The organism is Micromonospora humi (genome assembly GCF_900090105.1).
In the GTDB taxonomy this organism is placed as follows: Bacteria; Actinomycetota; Actinomycetes; order Mycobacteriales; family Micromonosporaceae; genus Micromonospora; species Micromonospora humi.
Map to the genome: position 1 here is coordinate 136,860 of NZ_FMDM01000009.1, position 16,238 is coordinate 153,097.

Here is a 16,238-nt window from a genome sequence, read left to right on the forward strand (position 1 = left end):
CATCCGACCTCCGATCACGCCGGCGGCCGACCCCGCCGCCGTTGGCATGGACTCAGTTCGATGAGCAACCTACCCCTTGCCGGCCAGCCAGTCAGCCCCGGTACCGCGCCCCTATTTCCCGCAGAGGCGCCCCCGGGAGAACGGCGGTCCCGGCGACACGTGGCCTCGCCAGACCGGGTTGATGGTGACCGCCAACGCCGGGACCTGCCAGGCCGCGCCGAGCAGCTGGAACGTGCCGTACTCGCGGCGCTTCGACTGGAGGTTGTCGCCGGACAGGAAGTCGATCGCCCGGTCGGTGATCATCTGCTGCCCGAGCAGCCCCCCGTGCAGGGCGGGCACCTCGTAGACCGGGATCCGGGTGTACGGGCCGGGCGGGAGTTCGGTCGCGCTGACCGTGGGCAGGAAGGCGATCACCCGGACCCCGGGGACCGGGCACATGGTCTGGAACCGGTAGAACGGCGCGTTCTCCATCAACGAGCGGATGAACGGCTCGTCCGGGCTGTCCGAGCCCCCGCTGAGCCGGGCCGCCAGCGCGAAGATCCCGCGCAGCTGCCAGCCGGGGGCGATGCCCCAGCCCGCCGCGGCGTCCTCCGGCGGGTAGTAGACCCGGGCGGCGCGGACCAGCGGGCTGAACATCAGCAGCGCCTTCACCGGCGACGACGGGTGGTCCCGCAGGTAGGTCCGCCCGACCATCGCCCCCTCGCTCTCCCCGAGCAGCGCCACCGGCCGACCGGTCCGGGCGTGCAGCGCCCGCACCTGCTGGTCCAGCAGGTCGGAGCTGGAGTCGAGCGAGCGGTGCGTGTCCCGGGAGACGTACGGCTTCGGGCGGCCGGCGGTGTCCCGGCCGGCGTAGGAGAACGTCTCCACCACCGGGTCGACTGCGGGCCGCCCGTCGTACCGCGAGTTGTGCGGGCCGAGCACGATCACCGCGTACGGCACCGAGGCGGGCAGTCGCCGGTCGAGCAGCAGCGGCCGGAACACGCCCACCTGGTATGCCGGACTCGACGTCACCACCTGGGCGGTCAGCGGGATGGCCAGGGCGAGCGCCACCACGAACGGGGCCACCGGCACCCGGGCCCAGTGGACCCGGGCCGGCAGCACCGCCGCCCGCACCGTCCGGTTCCACAGCAGCCCGTTGACGGCCCCGGCGAGCGCCGCGACCAGCAGCGTCCACCAGCCCGGCACCCGCCAGACGACCGCGCCGGCGATGGTGATCACCACGAAGTCGAGCAGCGACCAGCCGACCAGCGCCGCCGACGGCAGGCCGCGCCACCAGCCCGGGCCGACCGCCGCGCGTTGCAGGAACGGCGCGAGCAGCAGCATCGGCGCCACCGCGGCGAACACGAACCAGGAGAGCGACACCACTCCGGCGGCGACGGCGAGCGCGGCGAACGGCGAGACGATCACCGCGGTGAGCGCCGCGAGCCCCAGGTTGCGCAGCAGGATCCGCCGGCGGGCCGGCCGGGGTGACCCGGCCGGCCAGGCGAGACTCACCAGGGCCGCGGAGAGCAGCCCGCGCAGCACGACGGCGACCACCAGGCCGACCGCGTACGCCTGCCAGGTGCTGTGGTAGACGAGCAGCCAGCGCATGTCGTTGTACGAGTCGTACGGCCAGACGGCCGAGCCCTGCGGCGACAGGCCCTCGGCGCTCTGGAAGTCGAGCATCAGGAACAGCACGTTCTGCAGCACCGGGACGGTCGCGGCGAGCGCGACGAGTCCGAGCAACCTGCCCCTCGGGTGGCTCAACCGCTCCTCCTCGGCCCGGACGTCCCGTCCCGACTCTCCGACGCCGGACGCCGGCGTGGGACGGATTTGCGGGAAAGGCGCACGGTCGGGGCGCTGTGAGGCAGCCGACCGTTCCGCCCGGCCATGTCCGGCGTTAGGGTCGAAGGGCTTCTGACTCATTACATCCGGGAGGTCGACCGTGGCCGCACTGCGCCAGTACCTGGGCGTCTGGCGGATCCCCGGCGCGCCGATGCTGCTCATCCTCGGCATCGTCGGCCGGCTCGGGATCGGCATGACCCCGCTGGCGCTGCTGCTCGTGGTCGAGCAGGTCACCGGCCGCTACTCGCTCGCCGCCGTCGCCGGCGGCATCTACGCGCTCTCCGGTGCCGCGCTCAGCCCGGTCGCCGGCCGGATCGCCGACCGGGTGGGCCCCGCGCCGGTGCTGCTGGCAACCGCGCTCGCCCACCCGCTCGCCCTGCTCGGGCTGCTCGGCGCCAGCCGCGCCGACGTCGCCAACCTCCCACTGATCTACCTGGCGGCGGGCGTCGCCGGTGCCACCTACCCGCCGCTGACCGCCGCCATCCGAGGTGCCTGGAACGACCTCACCGCACCGGCCACCGGCCGGGGACACCTGCGCAACACCGCGCTCGCCGCCGAGACCTCGCTGTTCGAGGTGGTCTTCGTGCTCGGCCCGCTGCTGGTGGCCGGCTTCGTGCTGGCCGCCGACGCGTCCGCCGCGCTGGTCGGCGCCGCCGTGGTCACCTTCGTCGGCACCGGCTCGGTCGCGCTCGGCCGGGTGATGCGCGGCTGGCGACCGCACCCGCGCGAGCACCACGCCCGGGGCCTCGGCCCGCTGCGCGTCGGCGGCTTCCCCGCGCTGCTGCTCTGCGTGGCGAGCCTCGGCATCGCCTTCGGCGCCTCCGGCGTGATCGTTCCGGCCTTCGCCGGGAACACCGGCGCCGACGACCCGGAGAGCCTGGCCGGCGTGCTGCTCGCCGTCTGGGGCGTCGGCAGCGCCGTCGGTGGCTTCTCCTTCGGCGTACGCCGGCCCGCCGCCAACATGACCCGCCAGTTCGCCTGGCTGCTCGGCGCGGTCGCGGCCAGCTTCGCCGTCTTCGCGGTGATGCCCGGCCCGGTCGCGCTCGGCGTCGCCCTGGTGCTCGGCGGCGCCGCCATCGCACCCGCCCTCACCCTGGAGAACACGCTGGTCGGGCGGGTCGCCCCGGCCGGCATGCTGAACGAGGCGTACACCTGGGTGGTCACCATGTCGGTGGCGGCCAGCGCCGTCGGCGGCGCGGTGGCCGGGCTGATCGTCGACCACGCCGGCGGCGTACCGTGGGCGTTCCTCTTCGCCGGCGCGGCGGTCGGCGTCGGCGCCCTGGTCGCCGCGCTGCCCGGCGGCCCGATCGCCCGGGCGGAGGCCGCCGCGGTCCGCGCCGAGCAGTCCCTGGCGGCCTGACACCGCCGCGACCAGCCCGACCGCGACGGTCGCCGCCGCGCACCACAGCAGCGTGGGCCGCGCCCCGACCGCGGCGGTCGCCGGGCCGCCGAGCATGGTGCCCAGCGGCACCGCCAGCACCGTGACCGCCCCGTTGGCGGCCAGCTCCACCGCAGCGGCCCGACGCTGGAACAGCGCCGTCGCGGTCGGCAGATAGGGCGCCCAGACCAGCCCGGCCAGCGCGAACGCCGGCAGCGACACGGCGACCGGCGCGCCCAGACCGAGCGGCAGCAACGCCGCGCCGAACAGCACCACGACGCCGGCCAGCACACCGCGCGGCGGCCGGTCCCGCAGGAACCCGGTGAGCAGCCCGCCGAGCAGCGACCCGACGCCGAACGCGGTGTAGAACGCGCCGAGCAGCGCCGCCGAGGCGTGCCGGTCCTCGGTCACGTGCACCGGCATGGCCACGTAGAACGGCCCGAACAGGAAGAAGAACACGCACGTCAGCGCCAGCAGGCCGAGCAACGCCCGGTCCCGGCCGATGACCCGGAAACCCGAGGTACGCGACGGCCCGGCCCCCGCCGCCCGCCCCGCGCGCCGGCGATCCGCCGGCACCGCGAGCCGGTAGCTGACCGCCAGCACCGCGAACGTGCCGGCGTCGATCGCGAGCACCCACACCGGTCCCACCCCGGCGATGAGCAGCCCGGCCAGCGGCGGCCCGACCACGGTGGCCGCCTGGCCGAAGAGACCCAGCAGCGCGTTGCCGGCCAGGTGGTGCCGCTGCGGCAACAGCTCCGCGACCAGCGTGAACCGACCGGCCGTCCCCCACGGGTGCAGCAGCGACGACACCGCCAGCAGCACCACGTAGAGCCCGACGTCCAGCACGCCGGCCATGTGGGCGACCGGAATCGCCCCCAACGCGAGCGCCCGCACGCTCGCGTCCCAACCGGCGAGCTGGGCGCCGCTCCGCGCACCCAGCACCCGCCCCAACAGCACCGCGCCGGCCGCGCCCGGCAACGTGTACGCGGCCACCGCGAACGCGGTCCAGGTGCCGCGCTGCCCGGCGGGCGCGAGTTGCAACGCCAGCCAGGTCACCGCGACCAGGGCCAACCCGTCGCCGAGGGCGGACACGGCCAGGCCGGGCAGCAGCCGGCGCAACACCGGTTGGGCGAGGACCGGGCGGTACGGAAGGAACGGCATGGTCCCCACCCGACCGCACCCGGGGCCCGCAACTCAACGAAGTTGCCTCAGGGCAGAAGCACTGTCACCGCAGGTCGACCTCGAACCGGTTCTCGTGGTCGCTTGCCCGGTCCTCGTCCTCGACCAGGCGCAGGAGATCGCAGATCCTCCGGAAGCGTGCCGCTCCGAGATTCTTTCTGCTGACCTGCGAGTACGTCCACGTCACGCGCACCGGGCGCGGGACGTCGAGCCGCAGCCGGTCCCGCAGGGCATCCAGGTTGGCGCCGTACCAGGGCCCGAAGTCGAGAGCCCGGGCCAGGAGCCGATGAAGATCGGCTTCACTCCGCACCTCGCGACCATCGATCTCCACCAGCACCTGCGATCGGTCTCCTACCGCTTAGGCCCGGTGGGCCGTGGGCCGGCTGGGGCTTACCGGTAGTTGTTGAACTGGAGCGCGACGCCGAAGTCCTCGCCCTTGAGCAGCGCGATGACGGCCTGGAGGTCGTCCTTCTTCTTGCCGGTGACGCGCAGCTGGTCGCCCTGGATCTGCGCCTGCACGCCCTTCGGGCCCTCGTCGCGGATCTTCTTGCTGATCGCCTTCGCCTTGTCGGTGTCGATGCCCTGGATCACCTTGGCGTCGATCTTGAAGATCTTGCCGGACGCCTTCGGGTCGCCCGCGTCCAGCGACTTTAGCGAGATGTTGCGCTTGACCAGCTTCTCCTTGAAGACGTCGAGGGCGGCACGCACCCGCTCCTCGGTCTCCGCCTGGAGGCTTATGCCCTCCTCGCCCGACCAGGAGATCTCGGCACCGGTGCCGCGGAAGTCGAACCGCTGCGACAGCTCCTTCTCCGCCTGGCGGAGGGCGTTGTCGACCTCCTGACGGTCGACCTTGCTCACGATGTCGAACGACGGGTTCGCTGCCATGCTCATGCTCCTGCTGTCCGGCGATGTGTCCTGATCCGTCCCGCACTGACCAGCGTGGGACTCCCTGACGGTACCCCGTTGCGGAGAGGCCGGGGGCAACCGCTATCCTTGCTTCCGCCGCCGCGTTGCGACGCGGTGGGGTGCCCTGGCGGGTTGCCCGAGCGGCCAATGGGAGCGGACTGTAAATCCGTCGCGAAAGCTTCAGAGGTTCGAATCCTCTACCCGCCACCAGGTGCAGATGCGGCCCCTGACCAGCAGCGATGCTGATCGGGGGCCGTTGTCGTTGGTCTGGGGTGGAAGCTCGCCCGCGAGCAGGCGCTGGCCGAATCGCAGGCCCGCCTCGCCGCTCGTCCGCCGGCCCCACGACCTGCGGCACGCGGCGCCATCGCTCTGGGGTGACTGCTGGCGTCCCACCGACCGAGGTCGCCCGCCGCCTCGGACCCGGCGTCGCCGTTCTGCTCCGCGTCTACGTCAACTGCATCGACGGCGGCGACGACACCATCAACGACAAGATCGGCGAAGCGCTGTCGTGAGAGCGCCAGCCATCATCATCAACCGCTGGCTGGTGACCGTGGCATGATGCGCTTCGCCCAGCAGGGAATGATGTCGCCATGTCTTCACCCGCACCGGACCGGGGCGCACCTGCCGGAGAGCACTTCATCAAGATCTGGTTCAAGTTCCTACCGCGAGAAGGCTGGCTTCCTTACGACACGGAGGGCCTGTGGGGCGTCGCTGTCGGTCCTGACGCCGCTCGCCTCAGCAACGTTCCGTTCCTTCAGGACGGCGTGGCCGAGGGAGATGTCGTGCGCTTCACCACGGGCCCTGATGGACTTCGCTGGGCAACCGGACGGGTCGAGGCATCGGGCAACTGCACGGTGAGAGTCCTGCCGAAGCCCCGCGGCCCGCTCGGACCGAGCGCCCGAGCCGTCTACGACCGCCTGGCGCCCTTCGGCCTCGGCGGCGAAACGTTCAGCACGGACCTGCCTCTCGTTGCCTTTACCGTGCCCGCGAGCGCAGACCTCCGCCAGATCAAGGCGACTCTGCAACTGGGCGAAACGGAGGGCTGGTGGAGCTTCGAGGTGGGGTGTGCGACCGATCATTGGCTCGCAGCTTGAACAGCGGGCGTCGCCCTAACGCCGGTGCCGTGGGCGTGGGCACCTGGTGGGCGGTTGAGCGGCCAGCGTCGATGTGGTGGCGCGACACCGCAGCTCGGAGGCGATGATCCGGCCATGATCACAGGCGCCCTGTAGATCCGTCGCAAAAGCTTCAGAGGTTCGAGTCCTCTGCCTGCCACCAGGTGCAGATGCGGTTCCTGACCAGCAGAGATGCTGATCGGGGGCCGTGTAATGCTCGACGAAGCTGCGACGGTCGGAGAGGTGGCCGGCGTTGGGGGTGCTGACGGCCAAGATCAGTGAACGCCTGATGGGCCGACGGCGACGCGTCTACCGAGGCGGCGTCTTGGTGATGTAGACGCCTTTGCCCTGCCGGCCGTCGATCAGTCCCTCTGCCTTTAGCAGCAGCATGGCCGCCCGGATGACGGTGTTGCTGACGCCGTAGCTCTCGCACAGGGCGGCGAACGAGGGCAGCTTGTCGCCCGGCTTCAACTGGCCGGAGCTGACCTGCTCTCGGATATCCCGGGCGACCTGGAGGTAGGCGGCTTCAGACATAGGTGGTGCTCCCAGCTTGGCGGCTGGTGCAAGCAGACCACACCTCCGGCTCGACTTACAACGCTATGTGTCGTAGCTGTTGACCCTGCGCACATCACGTCCTAAGTTGCTCGTGGGGCCTCCCAGCTTGGCGGCCGGGTCGTCCCGCTGTGGGTGCCCCGTCTCCAGCGACGGCTGACGGGGTGCCCGCGTGCTCATTGACTGGCGGGAGGTGGGATGACCAGACCGGACGATGCGGCTGAAGGACCTCGTCGGCTAGCCGTGACGCCGGAGCGGAGGCTGGACACGCCGTTACTGGTGGCGCTGTCCTGGGCGATCATCGATTACCACCTGGCGTACACCTGCGCCCGCTGCCGTCCGTACGGCTGGTGTCCTCGGGTCGTGGTGGCGCGGGCCCGCATCCGCGCCTGGCGCCGGGTCCGCGAGCAGTGGCGGAGTTGAGGTCCGGCGCGCTGCTCCTGATCAGCAGGGCGGCGAGCGTGCAGTTCGGGACGCCGTTTCACTTCCGCCTGATCCGGGTCCTCGACTGGACCACCTACGACGGCTGGACGTGGTTGGACGGCTACCAGCTCGACGAGCGGGGTGAAGCCGTGGCGCGTCGCTCGATCTTCGTCATGCGACGGGGGTTGAGACCGGGGTCCGTCCCACCTGCTCGGGGTAGTCAGACCCGGGGGCGATCCCGCCGGCGGACGTTGAAGGAACAGCGCTGATGGTGCGCAGTTGGCAGGACACCCGCTCCCGGATGAACCTCGACGAGGCCAAGGTGGCCGAGCACAGGGAGCGGATGCTCGCCGAGGTCCGTGCGATCCGCCGCCGCACCCTGCGGGAGCGTCGCGACCTGAACCGCGATCGAGCAGAGTGAGACGCCGGGGGCCTCCGCATCAGCGGCGCTCGTCGACCACGCGTCGGGCTTCGGCGATCACGTCCGCGTCGATGTCCGAGGTCGTGTCGCCGACGGCCTCCGCGTACTCGTAGGTGTTCTCCAGGGTGACCAACTCGGCGGCCAGGGGAGTGCCGTCCCAGGTGATGTGCAGGTACGCCCAGACCGTCAGTTCGCGTGGCGTGATCTCCCCGGCGAGCGCCCGCCGGGCCATGATCCGGACGGCGGCTTCCTCGCCCTCTCGGCTCCCCTGGGGGTAATAGGTGAGGGAGAGTTCCGTCAGCGCGCCTTCGAGCCACCGTCGCAGCTCGTCGCTCTCCTCGCCCCTGGCGCAGGAGGCGCCGGCGAGGATCCGGAGGGTGGGGCCGTCCACGCCCGCCACCAGGCAGTCGCAGGCGGCCTCGATCACCTGGGCGGCGGTGCCCGGGCCGGTGCTCCAGAGGGCGGCGGTCTCCTGGAGCCGGGCGAGGGCGGCATGGGCGAGCACCCCCACATGATCCATCGGCGGAGTGGTGCGGCGGTAACCGGTTTGCGGCGGCACGGAGTGCGGGTATCCAGCGATACATGTCAGTCTCCGGTCGCCGCTCGGTCAACAGGTTCAACACGTACCTCGAAGCCAGCGCCGGCCAGCGACTGACCGCGATCGTGCTCGCCCTGGTGGCGGGGCCGCTCGCCGGGCTGCTCTGCGTCTGGCTGGCCACCTCGTTCCTGGGCGGCGCGCACTGGTTGGCGCAGACGCTCGTCTTCGCCGTCATCGGTCTGCTCGTCGGCGCCGGGCTGCTCGTCCTGCTGTCGAAGGTCGGTTCCCGTGCCCCGCGTTGACGGTCCCGCCACGGTTGGCGTACGTCAGGTGGATTTCGCCGTGAGTGAGGGAATCACCCACTGGCGCTCATGCCGAATACAGGTATGGTGGTCTATGGCCGGAGCCGACCCCGTCCTGTCGACGGGTCGCGGGCCACGCGAGCATGAGTGCTGGTGGGACGGAGTTTTCGGGTGCCTTGATCCCTTCGTGATGAACGTCGGAATCCGCAGTGGACGAAGCCGTGGGGCACCGTCGAACATGATGAGCTGGCTGCGTGTGGCCGATGCCTGGGCCGAATGGCGGAACCTGACAGCTACTCGGGCTGCAGGGGTGTTCTCGCCTTTTCTGCCCCTGACCGGTGTGGCACGATCGTGGAACCTCCACCATCCCTGTGACACTCTCCCGACAGGAGCAATCATGTCTGGTCGAAGCTTGGGCCGGCTGCTCGGCTCGCTCCTCGTGCTCGCTGCCGTTCTGGTCGGTTCTGGCGTCATCAACTCCGGGGCGCAGATGGCCGACGTTGTCTGGGGTGCCGGCGTTCTCCGGTGACCCACCGACCGCCTCGTGCGGCATAGGGGAGTGGTATGGCCAGCCGAGACCAACGGCGCCGGTCGACGGAGCGGGCCTGGCTCATCACCGCACCACTGACGCTCATCGCGGTGGTCTTCAGCACGGCCATCGGCATCATCTCCGACCATCCGGTCGGGGACTGGGCCTGGGCTCTCGTGCTGCTCGTGGTGATGACCGCGGTCAGCGTCCCGGTCCTCAACTTCATCGTCCGGCGCCAGTCGGTGGCCGTGACGCTGACCGAGGTGCCGTTGGTGGTGGCACTGTTCTACCTGCCACCACTGACGGTGGTCGTCATCTACACGCTCTCCACGCTCGGCTGGTGCGTCTGGCACCGCTTCCCGCCGGCCAAGTTCTGGTTCAACGTCGCCAAGGCGGCCGGCGCCACGTCGCTGGCCGGCCTGGTGCTCCTGGCGCTGCCGCAGTCGCAGGACGTCGGCCGGCCGGGCACCTGGGTCAGCCTCTTCCTCGCGGTCAACACCATCACGCTGGTCAGCCTGCTCTCCGTGGTCGGCGTGCACGTGCTGCTCCAGGGTTGGCAGCCCGGCCGCGAGGCGCTGCGCACCGCCCCGTCCGTCTTCCTCACCTCGTCCATCAACGCGTCGGTCGGTCTGCTCATCCTGATCGCGTTGGAGACGACCTGGTGGTCGGCGCTGCTGCTCGGCGCGCTCTTCGTCGCGCTCGGCCAGGTCTACCGCTCCTACTCCCAGTTCTTCCAGCAGCACCGCACGCTGGCCGGCATGTACGACCTGGCCCGGCTGATCACCACCAGCGCCGAGGGCGCGCTCGGTGACGTGCTGCTCGACCGGGTCCGCGCCCTGATGCAGGCGGAATACGCCACGCTCTGGCTGCCCGCCCAGGGCCGCCACCCGGAGGTGCTGCTCACCGCCCGCGTCGACGCGCCCGGGCTGCTGGACGTGGCCCCCACCCCGGCGGTGTTCCGCGAGCAGGCCCGCAGCCTGGGCCGCACGCTGACCACCGGCCGGCAGCTCGGTGCCGACGCCGCGCTGCGCGGCGTGGCCGACGTGAAGCAGGTCAAGGACGCCATCGTGGTGCCGCTGCGGTCCGGCCAGGCGGTGATCGGGACGCTCGAGGTGGTCAACCGGCTCAGCGACCTCGGCCACTTCACCCCGCGCGACCTGCCCGTCTTCGAGACGGTCGCCGCGCACGCCGCGGTCGCGCTGGAAAACTCCCGCCTCGTCGACCGGCTCCGGCACGACGCCGACCACGACGCGCTCACCAAGCTGCCCAACCGGCGGCGGCTCACGTCGGCGGTGGCCGAGGCGATCAAGATCAAGGCGCCGGACGAGGTGGTGGCGCTGCTGCTCTTCGACGTCGACCGGTTGCGTCAGGTCAACGAGTCGCTGGGGCACGCGGCCGGCGACAAGGTCCTGGTCGAGGTGGCCGAGCGGCTGCGCGCCTGCGCTCCATCCTCGGCGCTGGTGGGCCGCGCCGGCGGCGACGAGTTCCTGGTGACGCTCCGGCTGGAGAGCGCCGACGCGGCGCTGGAGCTGGCCGCCCAGCTCCGCGAGCAGATCCGCGACGAGATGGTCTTCGACACGCTCACCCTGGACGTGGACACCGCCGTCGGCGTGGCCGTTCACCCCGACCACGGCGGCGACGCGGTGGCCCTGCTCCAGCGCGTCGACCTGGCCGCCACCGCGGCCAAGTCGGTGCCCGGCAGCGTGCAGCTCTACAGCCCGGCGCTGGAGTCCCGCTCGCTGCGCCGGCTCGGCCTCGCCGGCGACCTCGAGCGGGCGTTGGCGGACGGTGACCTGGAGGTCTACTTCCAGCCCAAGGTGACGCTGCGGGACCGCCGCCTGGTGGGCGTGGAGTGCCTGGCCCGCTGGGAACACCCGGCGCACGGCGCGGTCGAGCCGGACGACTTCGTGGCGGTGGCCGAGCACACCGGCCAGCTCGGCCGGCTCACCGAGTTCGTGCTCCGGGAGAGCCTGCGGCGCAGCCGCGACTGGAGCCACGGGGAGCAGGCGCTCTCCGTCTCGGTCAACCTCGCCGCCCGTACGCTCAACGACCAGCACTTCCCGGCGCTCGTGCGCGATCTGCTGGCGGAGTACGGCGTCCCCCCGCAGCGGCTCACCCTGGAGATCACCGAGTCGGGCGTCCTGGACGGCACCGAACGTCCCATCCCGACCCTGCGCAGCCTCCGTGACCTCGGTGTCCGGCTCTCGGTGGACGACTTCGGCACCGGCAACTCGTCCCTGGCCCAACTGCGCCGGCTGCCCGTGCACGAGGTCAAGGTGGACCGCTCGTTCGTGCAGGGGATGGCGACCGACCCGGGCGACCTGGCCATCGTCAACGCGGTGGTGACGCTCTCCCAGCAGTTCGGCCTGACCGTGGTCGCCGAGGGCGTGGAGAGCGAGCTGACGCTGGAACTGCTCCAGGACATCGGCTGCGAGATCGGCCAGGGCTTCCTGTTCAGCCGGCCGCTGCCGTACGAACGTCTGGAGGCCTGGTTCGGCGCCCAGGTCGACCCGGAGACGATCGTCGCGGGGGAGCTTCCACGCCTGCGTGTGGTGCCCTGATCAGGCGCGACACCTGTCGGGGGGATCCGATTTCACCTCGGGGACGAGGTCGTGTACTGTTTCCTCTGCGCGACACCCGAAGGGTGATCGGGCAGGCCCCCTTAGCTCAGTCGGCAGAGCGTCTCCATGGTAAGGAGAAGGTCTACGGTTCGATTCCGTAAGGGGGCTCAAAGGGTCCGGCTGGACCCGCCACGGCGGTGTAGCTCAGATGGCAGAGCAAGCGGCTCATAATCGCTGTGTCGCCGGTTCAAGTCCGGCCACCGCTACTCTCGTCCTCCGGGTCCGCCCGGTGGCCGGTGGGATGGGCGCCACAGGCGCCCACTTTGCATGTCCGCGTCGTCAGCGCGTAGGCTGACACGCCGTAGTTGATATCCGTGAGCGAGGAAGGCACTCCGCCGTGGCGAAGGCGACCGATGTCCGGCCGAAGATCACTTTGGCGTGTGTGGAGTGCAAGGAGCGCAACTACATCACGCGCAAGAACCGTCGTAACGACCCGGACCGCATCGAGCTGAAGAAGTTCTGCCCCCGGGACGGCAAGCACACCGTCCACCGCGAGACCCGCTGACGCACGGCCGGCGCCGCCGGCCCGCAGCAGCTTCACCGACGCCGATCCGCCCGGTCGACGGCCACCGAGCCGGCCGACCGCTCGGATCGGCGTTCGTGTTTTCCGTGTAGGTTCGCGGCATGTCCCTGGACCCGTCCTTCGTCGGCCGGACGTATCCGCCGACCGCCCCCTACCAGGTGGGCCGAGAAAAGATCCGCGAGTTCGCCACCGCCGTCGGGGCGACCGACCCGGCGCACCACGACCCGGAGGCGGCCCGGGCGCTGGGCCACCCCGACGTGGTGGCGCCGCCGACGTTCCCGGTGCTCGTGACCATGGCCGCCAGCCGGCAGATCGTCAACGACCCGGAGCTGGGCGTCGACTACAGCCGGGTGGTCCACGGCGACCAGCGGTTCGCGTACACCCGGCCGGTGGTGGCCGGCGACGAGCTGGTCTGCGTGAACACCATCGAGGACGTGACCAGCCGGGGTGGGCACGGTTTCCTGACCACCCGCACGGACGTGAGCACGGTGGACGGTGAGCCGGTGGTCACGGTGTGGGCCAAGATCGTCGTACGCGGGGAGAAGTGAGCATGGACCTGCCGGTGCAGACCTACCGGGTGACCCGGGCGGACCTGGTCCGTTACGCGGGCGCCTCGGGCGACTTCAACCCGATCCACTGGAGTGACCGGACCGCCACCGGTGTGGGCCTGCCCGGGGTCATCGCCCACGGCATGTACACCATGGCCCTGGTCGGTCGCGCGGTCACCGGCTGGGCCGGCGCACCGGACGCGGTGGTCGACTTCGGCGTCCGCTTCACCCGCCCGGTGGTCGTCCCGGACACCGACGAGGGCACGGAGGTCGAGGTGGCCGCGGTGGTCAAGGAGGTCACCGAGGACGGGCTGACCAGGCTCGACATCACCGCCACCTGCCGGGGTGAGAAGGTGCTGTCGCAGGCCCGGGCACTGATCCGCACTCCTCGCTGAGGGGCGAGGAGACGCGCGAGGGGCAGACCGGTTGGGAAAGTCGTACGACTACCCGTACACTGGTCCGCCGTGGGGCAAGTGACCCCCGCTCGGCACAACGTGTCCGGGTGGAGGTGAGTTGCCGCACAGGGGTGTAGCTCAATTGGCAGAGCAGCGGTCTCCAAAACCGCAGGCTGCAGGTTCAAGTCCTGTCACCCCTGCGCCTCAGGCCTGACCGTTCCCGTGGGTCGCGTCGCCGTTCGCGGCGGCGTCCGGCCCGTGGTGGTGGCACCGGTGGGGTGGTTCCGAGGCGATCGGGGCTCTCCCGGCCGGTCCGCCGGCCGCGGCCCGTCGCGGGACGGTTGGTCCGGCCGGCGTGACCAACACGCCGCGCACGCCGCCCGGCGTGCGACCCCATACCCGCACGGAGGGCGAAGTGGCCGAGAAGAAGCGGCGCGGCGAGGACGACGGCGACGAGCGTCTGAACGACGACGCGACCGTCGACGGCGTTGCCGACGACGATGTGGCCGACGACGCCGCCGACGCGGACGAGCCGGTCTCCCGGGGCGGCACGGCGACCCGCAAGCGGGCTCACGCCGAGCCGGCCGAGGGCCGCAAGACCCGCAAGGACACCGAGCGGATCGGGCTCTTCGCCCGCATCGCGCGGTTCTTCCGCGAGGTCGTGGCCGAGCTGCGTAAGGTCATCTGGCCGACCCGCAAGGAGCTGCTGACCTACACGGCGGTGGTGGTCACCTTCGTCGCGGTGATGCTGGCGATCGTGGCCGGCCTGGACTACGGCTTCGCCAAGGCGGTGCTGTGGGTCTTCGGCAACCCCAGCTGACCTGCGGACAGCGATACTGACGGAAGTGAGCGAGCGTGCCTGAGTACGACGAGACCGCCGAGACCCCGGACGAGCAGTCCGCGGTGGCGACGGCGGACAGCAACGAGTCGGTCGAGGCCGCCAGCGAGCCGGAGTTCCCGACCACGGAGCCGGCCCCGGACGAAGACTTCGACCCGGTCGCCGAGCTGCGCCAGAAGCTGCGCTACGCGCCCGGCGACTGGTACGTGGTGCACTCGTACGCCGGCTACGAGAACAAGGTCAAGACCAACCTCGAGACCCGGATCACGTCCCTCGACATGGAGGACTACATCTACCAGGTCGAGGTGCCGACCCGGGAAGAGGTCGAGGTCAAGAACGGCAAGCGGTCGCAGGTCCAGGCGAAGGTCTTCCCGGGCTACATCCTGGTCCGGATGGAGCTGACCGCCGAGTCCTACTCCTGCGTCCGGAACACCCCGGGGGTCACCGGCTTCGTCGGCGCCACCGACCGGGCCGACCGGCCGGCGCCGCTGAGCCTCGACGAGGTCCTCAAGTGGCTCGCGCCGGCGGTCGAGACCGAGCAGAAGAAGGCCAAGCCCGAGGTCAAGGTCCTCGACTTCGAGGTCGGCGACTCGGTCACCGTCACCGACGGCGCGTTCGCGTCGCTGCCGGCGACGATCAGCGAGATCAACGCCGACCAGCAGAAGCTCAAGGTGCTGGTGTCGATCTTCGGCCGGGAGACGCCGGTCGAGCTGAACTTCAACCAGGTCGCCAAGATCTGACGCACGTCACGTCCGCACCGGCGGTCGGCCTTCGCGGGCCGGCCGCCGGTGTCGCGTGAGACTGCGCTACTCTTGAACGTCGGCCGTCCGCACCGCGCTGACCGTGCGCGCCCGCGGGCGGCGGAGAATCCCAGTTTCAAGCCCCAGGAAGAGACATGCCTCCGAAGAAGAAGCTCGTCAAGACGTTCACGCTTCAGCTGCCGGCGGGCCAGGCCACCCCGGCGCCGCCGGTCGGCCCCGCGCTCGGCCAGCACGGCGTGAACATCATGGAGTTCTGCAAGTCCTACAACGCGCAGACCGAGTCCCAGCGGGGCGACGTCGTCCCCGCCGAGATCAGCGTGTACGAGGACCGCACCTTCACCTTCGTGCTGAAGACCCCGCCCGCCGCCCGGCTGCTGATCAAGGCCGCCGGTGTGCAGAAGGGCTCGGGCGTCCCGCACAAGGAGAAGGTCGGCTCGGTGACCCGCGCCCAGCTGCGCGAGATCGCCGAGAAGAAGATGGCGGACCTCAACGCCAACGACATCGACCAGGCCGAGAAGATCATCGCCGGCACTGCCCGGTCGATGGGGCTGACCGTCGCCGACTGATCTCGCTCCACCGCTCCACCCGATCCGTTCGTGGGAGGGCCGCGACCCCGCGCGCCCGCCAGAGACCACAGGAGTCACCAGAAATGCAGCGCAGCAAGAGCTACCGCAAGGCCGCCGAGGTCATCGACCGCTCGAAGCTCTACGCCCCCGCCGAGGCCGTCAAGCTGGCCAAGGAGAACACCAACGTCAAGTTCGACGCCACGGTCGAGGTCGCGATGCGCCTCGGCGTCGACCCCCGCAAGGCGGACCAGATGGTCCGCGGCACGGTCAACCTGCCGCACGGCACCGGTAAGACCGCCCGCGTGATCGTCTTCGCCGCCGGCGCGAAGGCCGAGGAGGCCGTCGCGGCGGGCGCGGACGAGGTGGGCACCGACGAGCTGGTCGCCCGCATCCAGGGTGGTTGGCTCGACTTCGACGCCGCGATCGCCACCCCGGACCAGATGGCCAAGATCGGCCGGATCGCGCGGATCCTGGGCCCGCGCGGCCTGATGCCGAACCCGAAGACCGGCACCGTGACCATGGACGTCACCAAGGCGGTCGCGGACATCAAGGGCGGCAAGATCACCTTCCGGGTGGACAAGCACTCCAACCTGCACCTGATCATCGGCAAGGCCTCGTTCTCCGAGACCCAGTTGGTCGACAACTACGCCGCGGTGCTCGACGAGGTGCTCCGGGCCAAGCCGTCCGCGTCCAAGGGCACCTTCCTCCGGAAGATCACCCTGACCACCACCATGGGTCCGGGCGTCCCGGTCGACCCGAAGGCCGTCAAGAACCTGCGGGAGGGCTCGGCCGAGGCCTGAGCATCCACACTCCCCGGACGGG

The 16,238-nt window shown here is 71.0% G+C and carries 21 protein-coding genes, 4 tRNA genes and 1 pseudogene; 20 read left to right on the forward strand and 6 right to left on the reverse strand.

Going from position 1 to position 16,238, the window contains the following annotated elements; all coding sequences use genetic code 11:
* Positions 1-111 precede the first annotated feature (111 nt).
* Positions 112-1,746, reverse strand: a complete 1,635-nt coding sequence (locus GA0070213_RS18465; RefSeq protein ID WP_245716453.1) for a hypothetical protein — start codon at positions 1,744-1,746, stop codon at positions 112-114.
* Positions 1,747-1,924: 178 nt separating this feature from the next.
* Here GA0070213_RS18465 and GA0070213_RS18470 point away from each other — a divergent pair, with 178 nt between their 5' ends.
* Together GA0070213_RS18470 and GA0070213_RS32655 are read left to right on the forward strand one after the other, a co-directional pair.
* Positions 1,925-3,184, forward strand: a complete 1,260-nt coding sequence (locus GA0070213_RS18470; RefSeq protein ID WP_091065702.1) for an MFS transporter — start codon at positions 1,925-1,927, stop codon at positions 3,182-3,184.
* Positions 3,185-3,236: 52 nt separating this feature from the next.
* Positions 3,237-3,380: a hypothetical protein gene (locus GA0070213_RS32655; RefSeq protein WP_342670505.1), complete on the forward strand. Its 144-nt coding sequence runs from the start codon at positions 3,237-3,239 to the stop codon at positions 3,378-3,380.
* On the opposite strand, the pseudogene GA0070213_RS18475 reads toward GA0070213_RS32655, so the two are convergent.
* The 3 genes and pseudogenes from GA0070213_RS18475 to GA0070213_RS18485 form a co-directional block, all read right to left on the reverse strand.
* Positions 3,332-4,363, reverse strand: a pseudogene (locus GA0070213_RS18475) (MFS transporter); the annotation flags it as partial. The gene GA0070213_RS32655 and the pseudogene GA0070213_RS18475 overlap by 49 nt on opposite strands.
* A 64-nt stretch (positions 4,364-4,427) precedes the next feature.
* Positions 4,428-4,718, reverse strand: a complete 291-nt coding sequence (locus GA0070213_RS18480; protein ID WP_091065706.1) for a barstar family protein — start codon at positions 4,716-4,718, stop codon at positions 4,428-4,430.
* A gap of 53 nt (positions 4,719-4,771) precedes the next feature.
* Complete coding sequence (locus GA0070213_RS18485; RefSeq protein WP_091066126.1) at positions 4,772-5,266, reverse strand: YajQ family cyclic di-GMP-binding protein; 495 nt, start codon at positions 5,264-5,266, stop codon at positions 4,772-4,774.
* A gap of 147 nt (positions 5,267-5,413) precedes the next feature.
* Here GA0070213_RS18485 and GA0070213_RS18490 point away from each other — a divergent pair.
* The 3 genes from GA0070213_RS18490 to GA0070213_RS18500 all read left to right on the forward strand — a co-directional run bounded on the left by GA0070213_RS18490 (position 5,414) and on the right by GA0070213_RS18500 (position 6,381).
* Positions 5,414-5,497: transfer RNA gene (locus GA0070213_RS18490), tRNA-Tyr, on the forward strand.
* A 164-nt stretch (positions 5,498-5,661) separates the two neighbouring features.
* On the forward strand, positions 5,662-5,799 hold the full coding sequence (locus GA0070213_RS32240) for a hypothetical protein (RefSeq protein WP_245716454.1): 138 nt from the start codon (positions 5,662-5,664) through the stop codon (positions 5,797-5,799).
* 78 nt (positions 5,800-5,877) lie between these two features.
* Positions 5,878-6,381 (forward strand): DUF4265 domain-containing protein, encoded by a 504-nt coding sequence (locus tag GA0070213_RS18500; RefSeq protein WP_091065708.1) that lies wholly within the window; start codon positions 5,878-5,880, stop codon positions 6,379-6,381.
* Between the two features lie 327 nt (positions 6,382-6,708).
* Here GA0070213_RS18500 and GA0070213_RS18505 read toward each other — a convergent pair whose 3' ends face one another.
* Positions 6,709-6,933, reverse strand: a complete 225-nt coding sequence (locus tag GA0070213_RS18505; protein WP_091065711.1) for a winged helix-turn-helix domain-containing protein — start codon at positions 6,931-6,933, stop codon at positions 6,709-6,711.
* A gap of 261 nt (positions 6,934-7,194) precedes the next feature.
* On the opposite strand from GA0070213_RS18505, the gene GA0070213_RS18510 reads away from it, so the two are divergent.
* The 3 genes from GA0070213_RS18510 to GA0070213_RS31605 are packed head-to-tail and all read left to right on the forward strand — an operon-like array spanning position 7,195 to position 7,795.
* On the forward strand, positions 7,195-7,374 hold the full coding sequence (locus GA0070213_RS18510) for a hypothetical protein (protein ID WP_091065714.1): 180 nt from the start codon (positions 7,195-7,197) through the stop codon (positions 7,372-7,374).
* A complete protein-coding gene (locus tag GA0070213_RS32245; protein WP_245716455.1) occupies positions 7,362-7,643 on the forward strand; it encodes a hypothetical protein in 282 nt (93 codons plus the stop codon). Before GA0070213_RS18510 ends, GA0070213_RS32245 begins: the two co-directional genes overlap by 13 nt.
* Complete coding sequence (locus GA0070213_RS31605) at positions 7,643-7,795, forward strand: hypothetical protein (RefSeq protein ID WP_175441397.1); 153 nt, start codon at positions 7,643-7,645, stop codon at positions 7,793-7,795. Before GA0070213_RS32245 ends, GA0070213_RS31605 begins: the two co-directional genes overlap by 1 nt.
* A gap of 19 nt (positions 7,796-7,814) precedes the next feature.
* Here GA0070213_RS31605 and GA0070213_RS18520 read toward each other — a convergent pair whose 3' ends face one another.
* A complete protein-coding gene (locus tag GA0070213_RS18520; RefSeq protein ID WP_139128697.1) occupies positions 7,815-8,315 on the reverse strand; it encodes a hypothetical protein in 501 nt (166 codons plus the stop codon).
* A gap of 62 nt (positions 8,316-8,377) precedes the next feature.
* Here GA0070213_RS18520 and GA0070213_RS18525 point away from each other — a divergent pair, with 62 nt between their 5' ends.
* The 12 genes from GA0070213_RS18525 to rplA all read left to right on the forward strand — a co-directional run bounded on the left by GA0070213_RS18525 (position 8,378) and on the right by rplA (position 16,216).
* The gene (locus tag GA0070213_RS18525) at positions 8,378-8,635 is read left to right on the forward strand and encodes a hypothetical protein (protein ID WP_091065720.1); all 258 of its coding nucleotides are present in this window, start codon (positions 8,378-8,380) and stop codon (positions 8,633-8,635) included.
* Positions 8,636-9,199: 564 nt separating this feature from the next.
* Positions 9,200-11,725, forward strand: a complete 2,526-nt coding sequence (locus GA0070213_RS18530; protein ID WP_091065723.1) for a putative bifunctional diguanylate cyclase/phosphodiesterase — start codon at positions 9,200-9,202, stop codon at positions 11,723-11,725.
* 95 nt (positions 11,726-11,820) lie between these two features.
* Positions 11,821-11,893: transfer RNA gene (locus GA0070213_RS18535), tRNA-Thr, on the forward strand.
* Between the two features lie 25 nt (positions 11,894-11,918).
* Positions 11,919-11,991 (forward strand) — tRNA-Met (locus GA0070213_RS18540).
* A 131-nt stretch (positions 11,992-12,122) separates the two neighbouring features.
* Positions 12,123-12,290, forward strand: coding sequence for a 50S ribosomal protein L33 (gene rpmG, locus GA0070213_RS18545; protein ID WP_013288652.1), 168 nt, complete (start codon positions 12,123-12,125; stop codon positions 12,288-12,290).
* A 119-nt stretch (positions 12,291-12,409) separates the two neighbouring features.
* A complete protein-coding gene (locus tag GA0070213_RS18550; RefSeq protein ID WP_091065727.1) occupies positions 12,410-12,856 on the forward strand; it encodes a MaoC family dehydratase N-terminal domain-containing protein in 447 nt (148 codons plus the stop codon).
* Between the two features lie 2 nt (positions 12,857-12,858).
* A complete protein-coding gene (locus GA0070213_RS18555) occupies positions 12,859-13,251 on the forward strand; it encodes a MaoC/PaaZ C-terminal domain-containing protein (protein ID WP_091065730.1) in 393 nt (130 codons plus the stop codon).
* A 127-nt stretch (positions 13,252-13,378) separates the two neighbouring features.
* Positions 13,379-13,451: transfer RNA gene (locus GA0070213_RS18560), tRNA-Trp, on the forward strand.
* Positions 13,452-13,666: 215 nt separating this feature from the next.
* On the forward strand, positions 13,667-14,071 hold the full coding sequence (gene secE / locus GA0070213_RS18565) for a preprotein translocase subunit SecE (protein WP_091065734.1): 405 nt from the start codon (positions 13,667-13,669) through the stop codon (positions 14,069-14,071).
* A gap of 35 nt (positions 14,072-14,106) precedes the next feature.
* Complete coding sequence (nusG, locus tag GA0070213_RS18570; protein WP_091065737.1) at positions 14,107-14,829, forward strand: transcription termination/antitermination protein NusG; 723 nt, start codon at positions 14,107-14,109, stop codon at positions 14,827-14,829.
* A 155-nt stretch (positions 14,830-14,984) separates the two neighbouring features.
* Entirely contained in the window at positions 14,985-15,416 is a 432-nt protein-coding gene (gene rplK / locus GA0070213_RS18575; protein WP_091065740.1) for a 50S ribosomal protein L11, read from the forward strand.
* Between the two features lie 83 nt (positions 15,417-15,499).
* Complete coding sequence (gene rplA / locus GA0070213_RS18580; RefSeq protein ID WP_091065744.1) at positions 15,500-16,216, forward strand: 50S ribosomal protein L1; 717 nt, start codon at positions 15,500-15,502, stop codon at positions 16,214-16,216.
* Positions 16,217-16,238 lie beyond the last annotated feature (22 nt).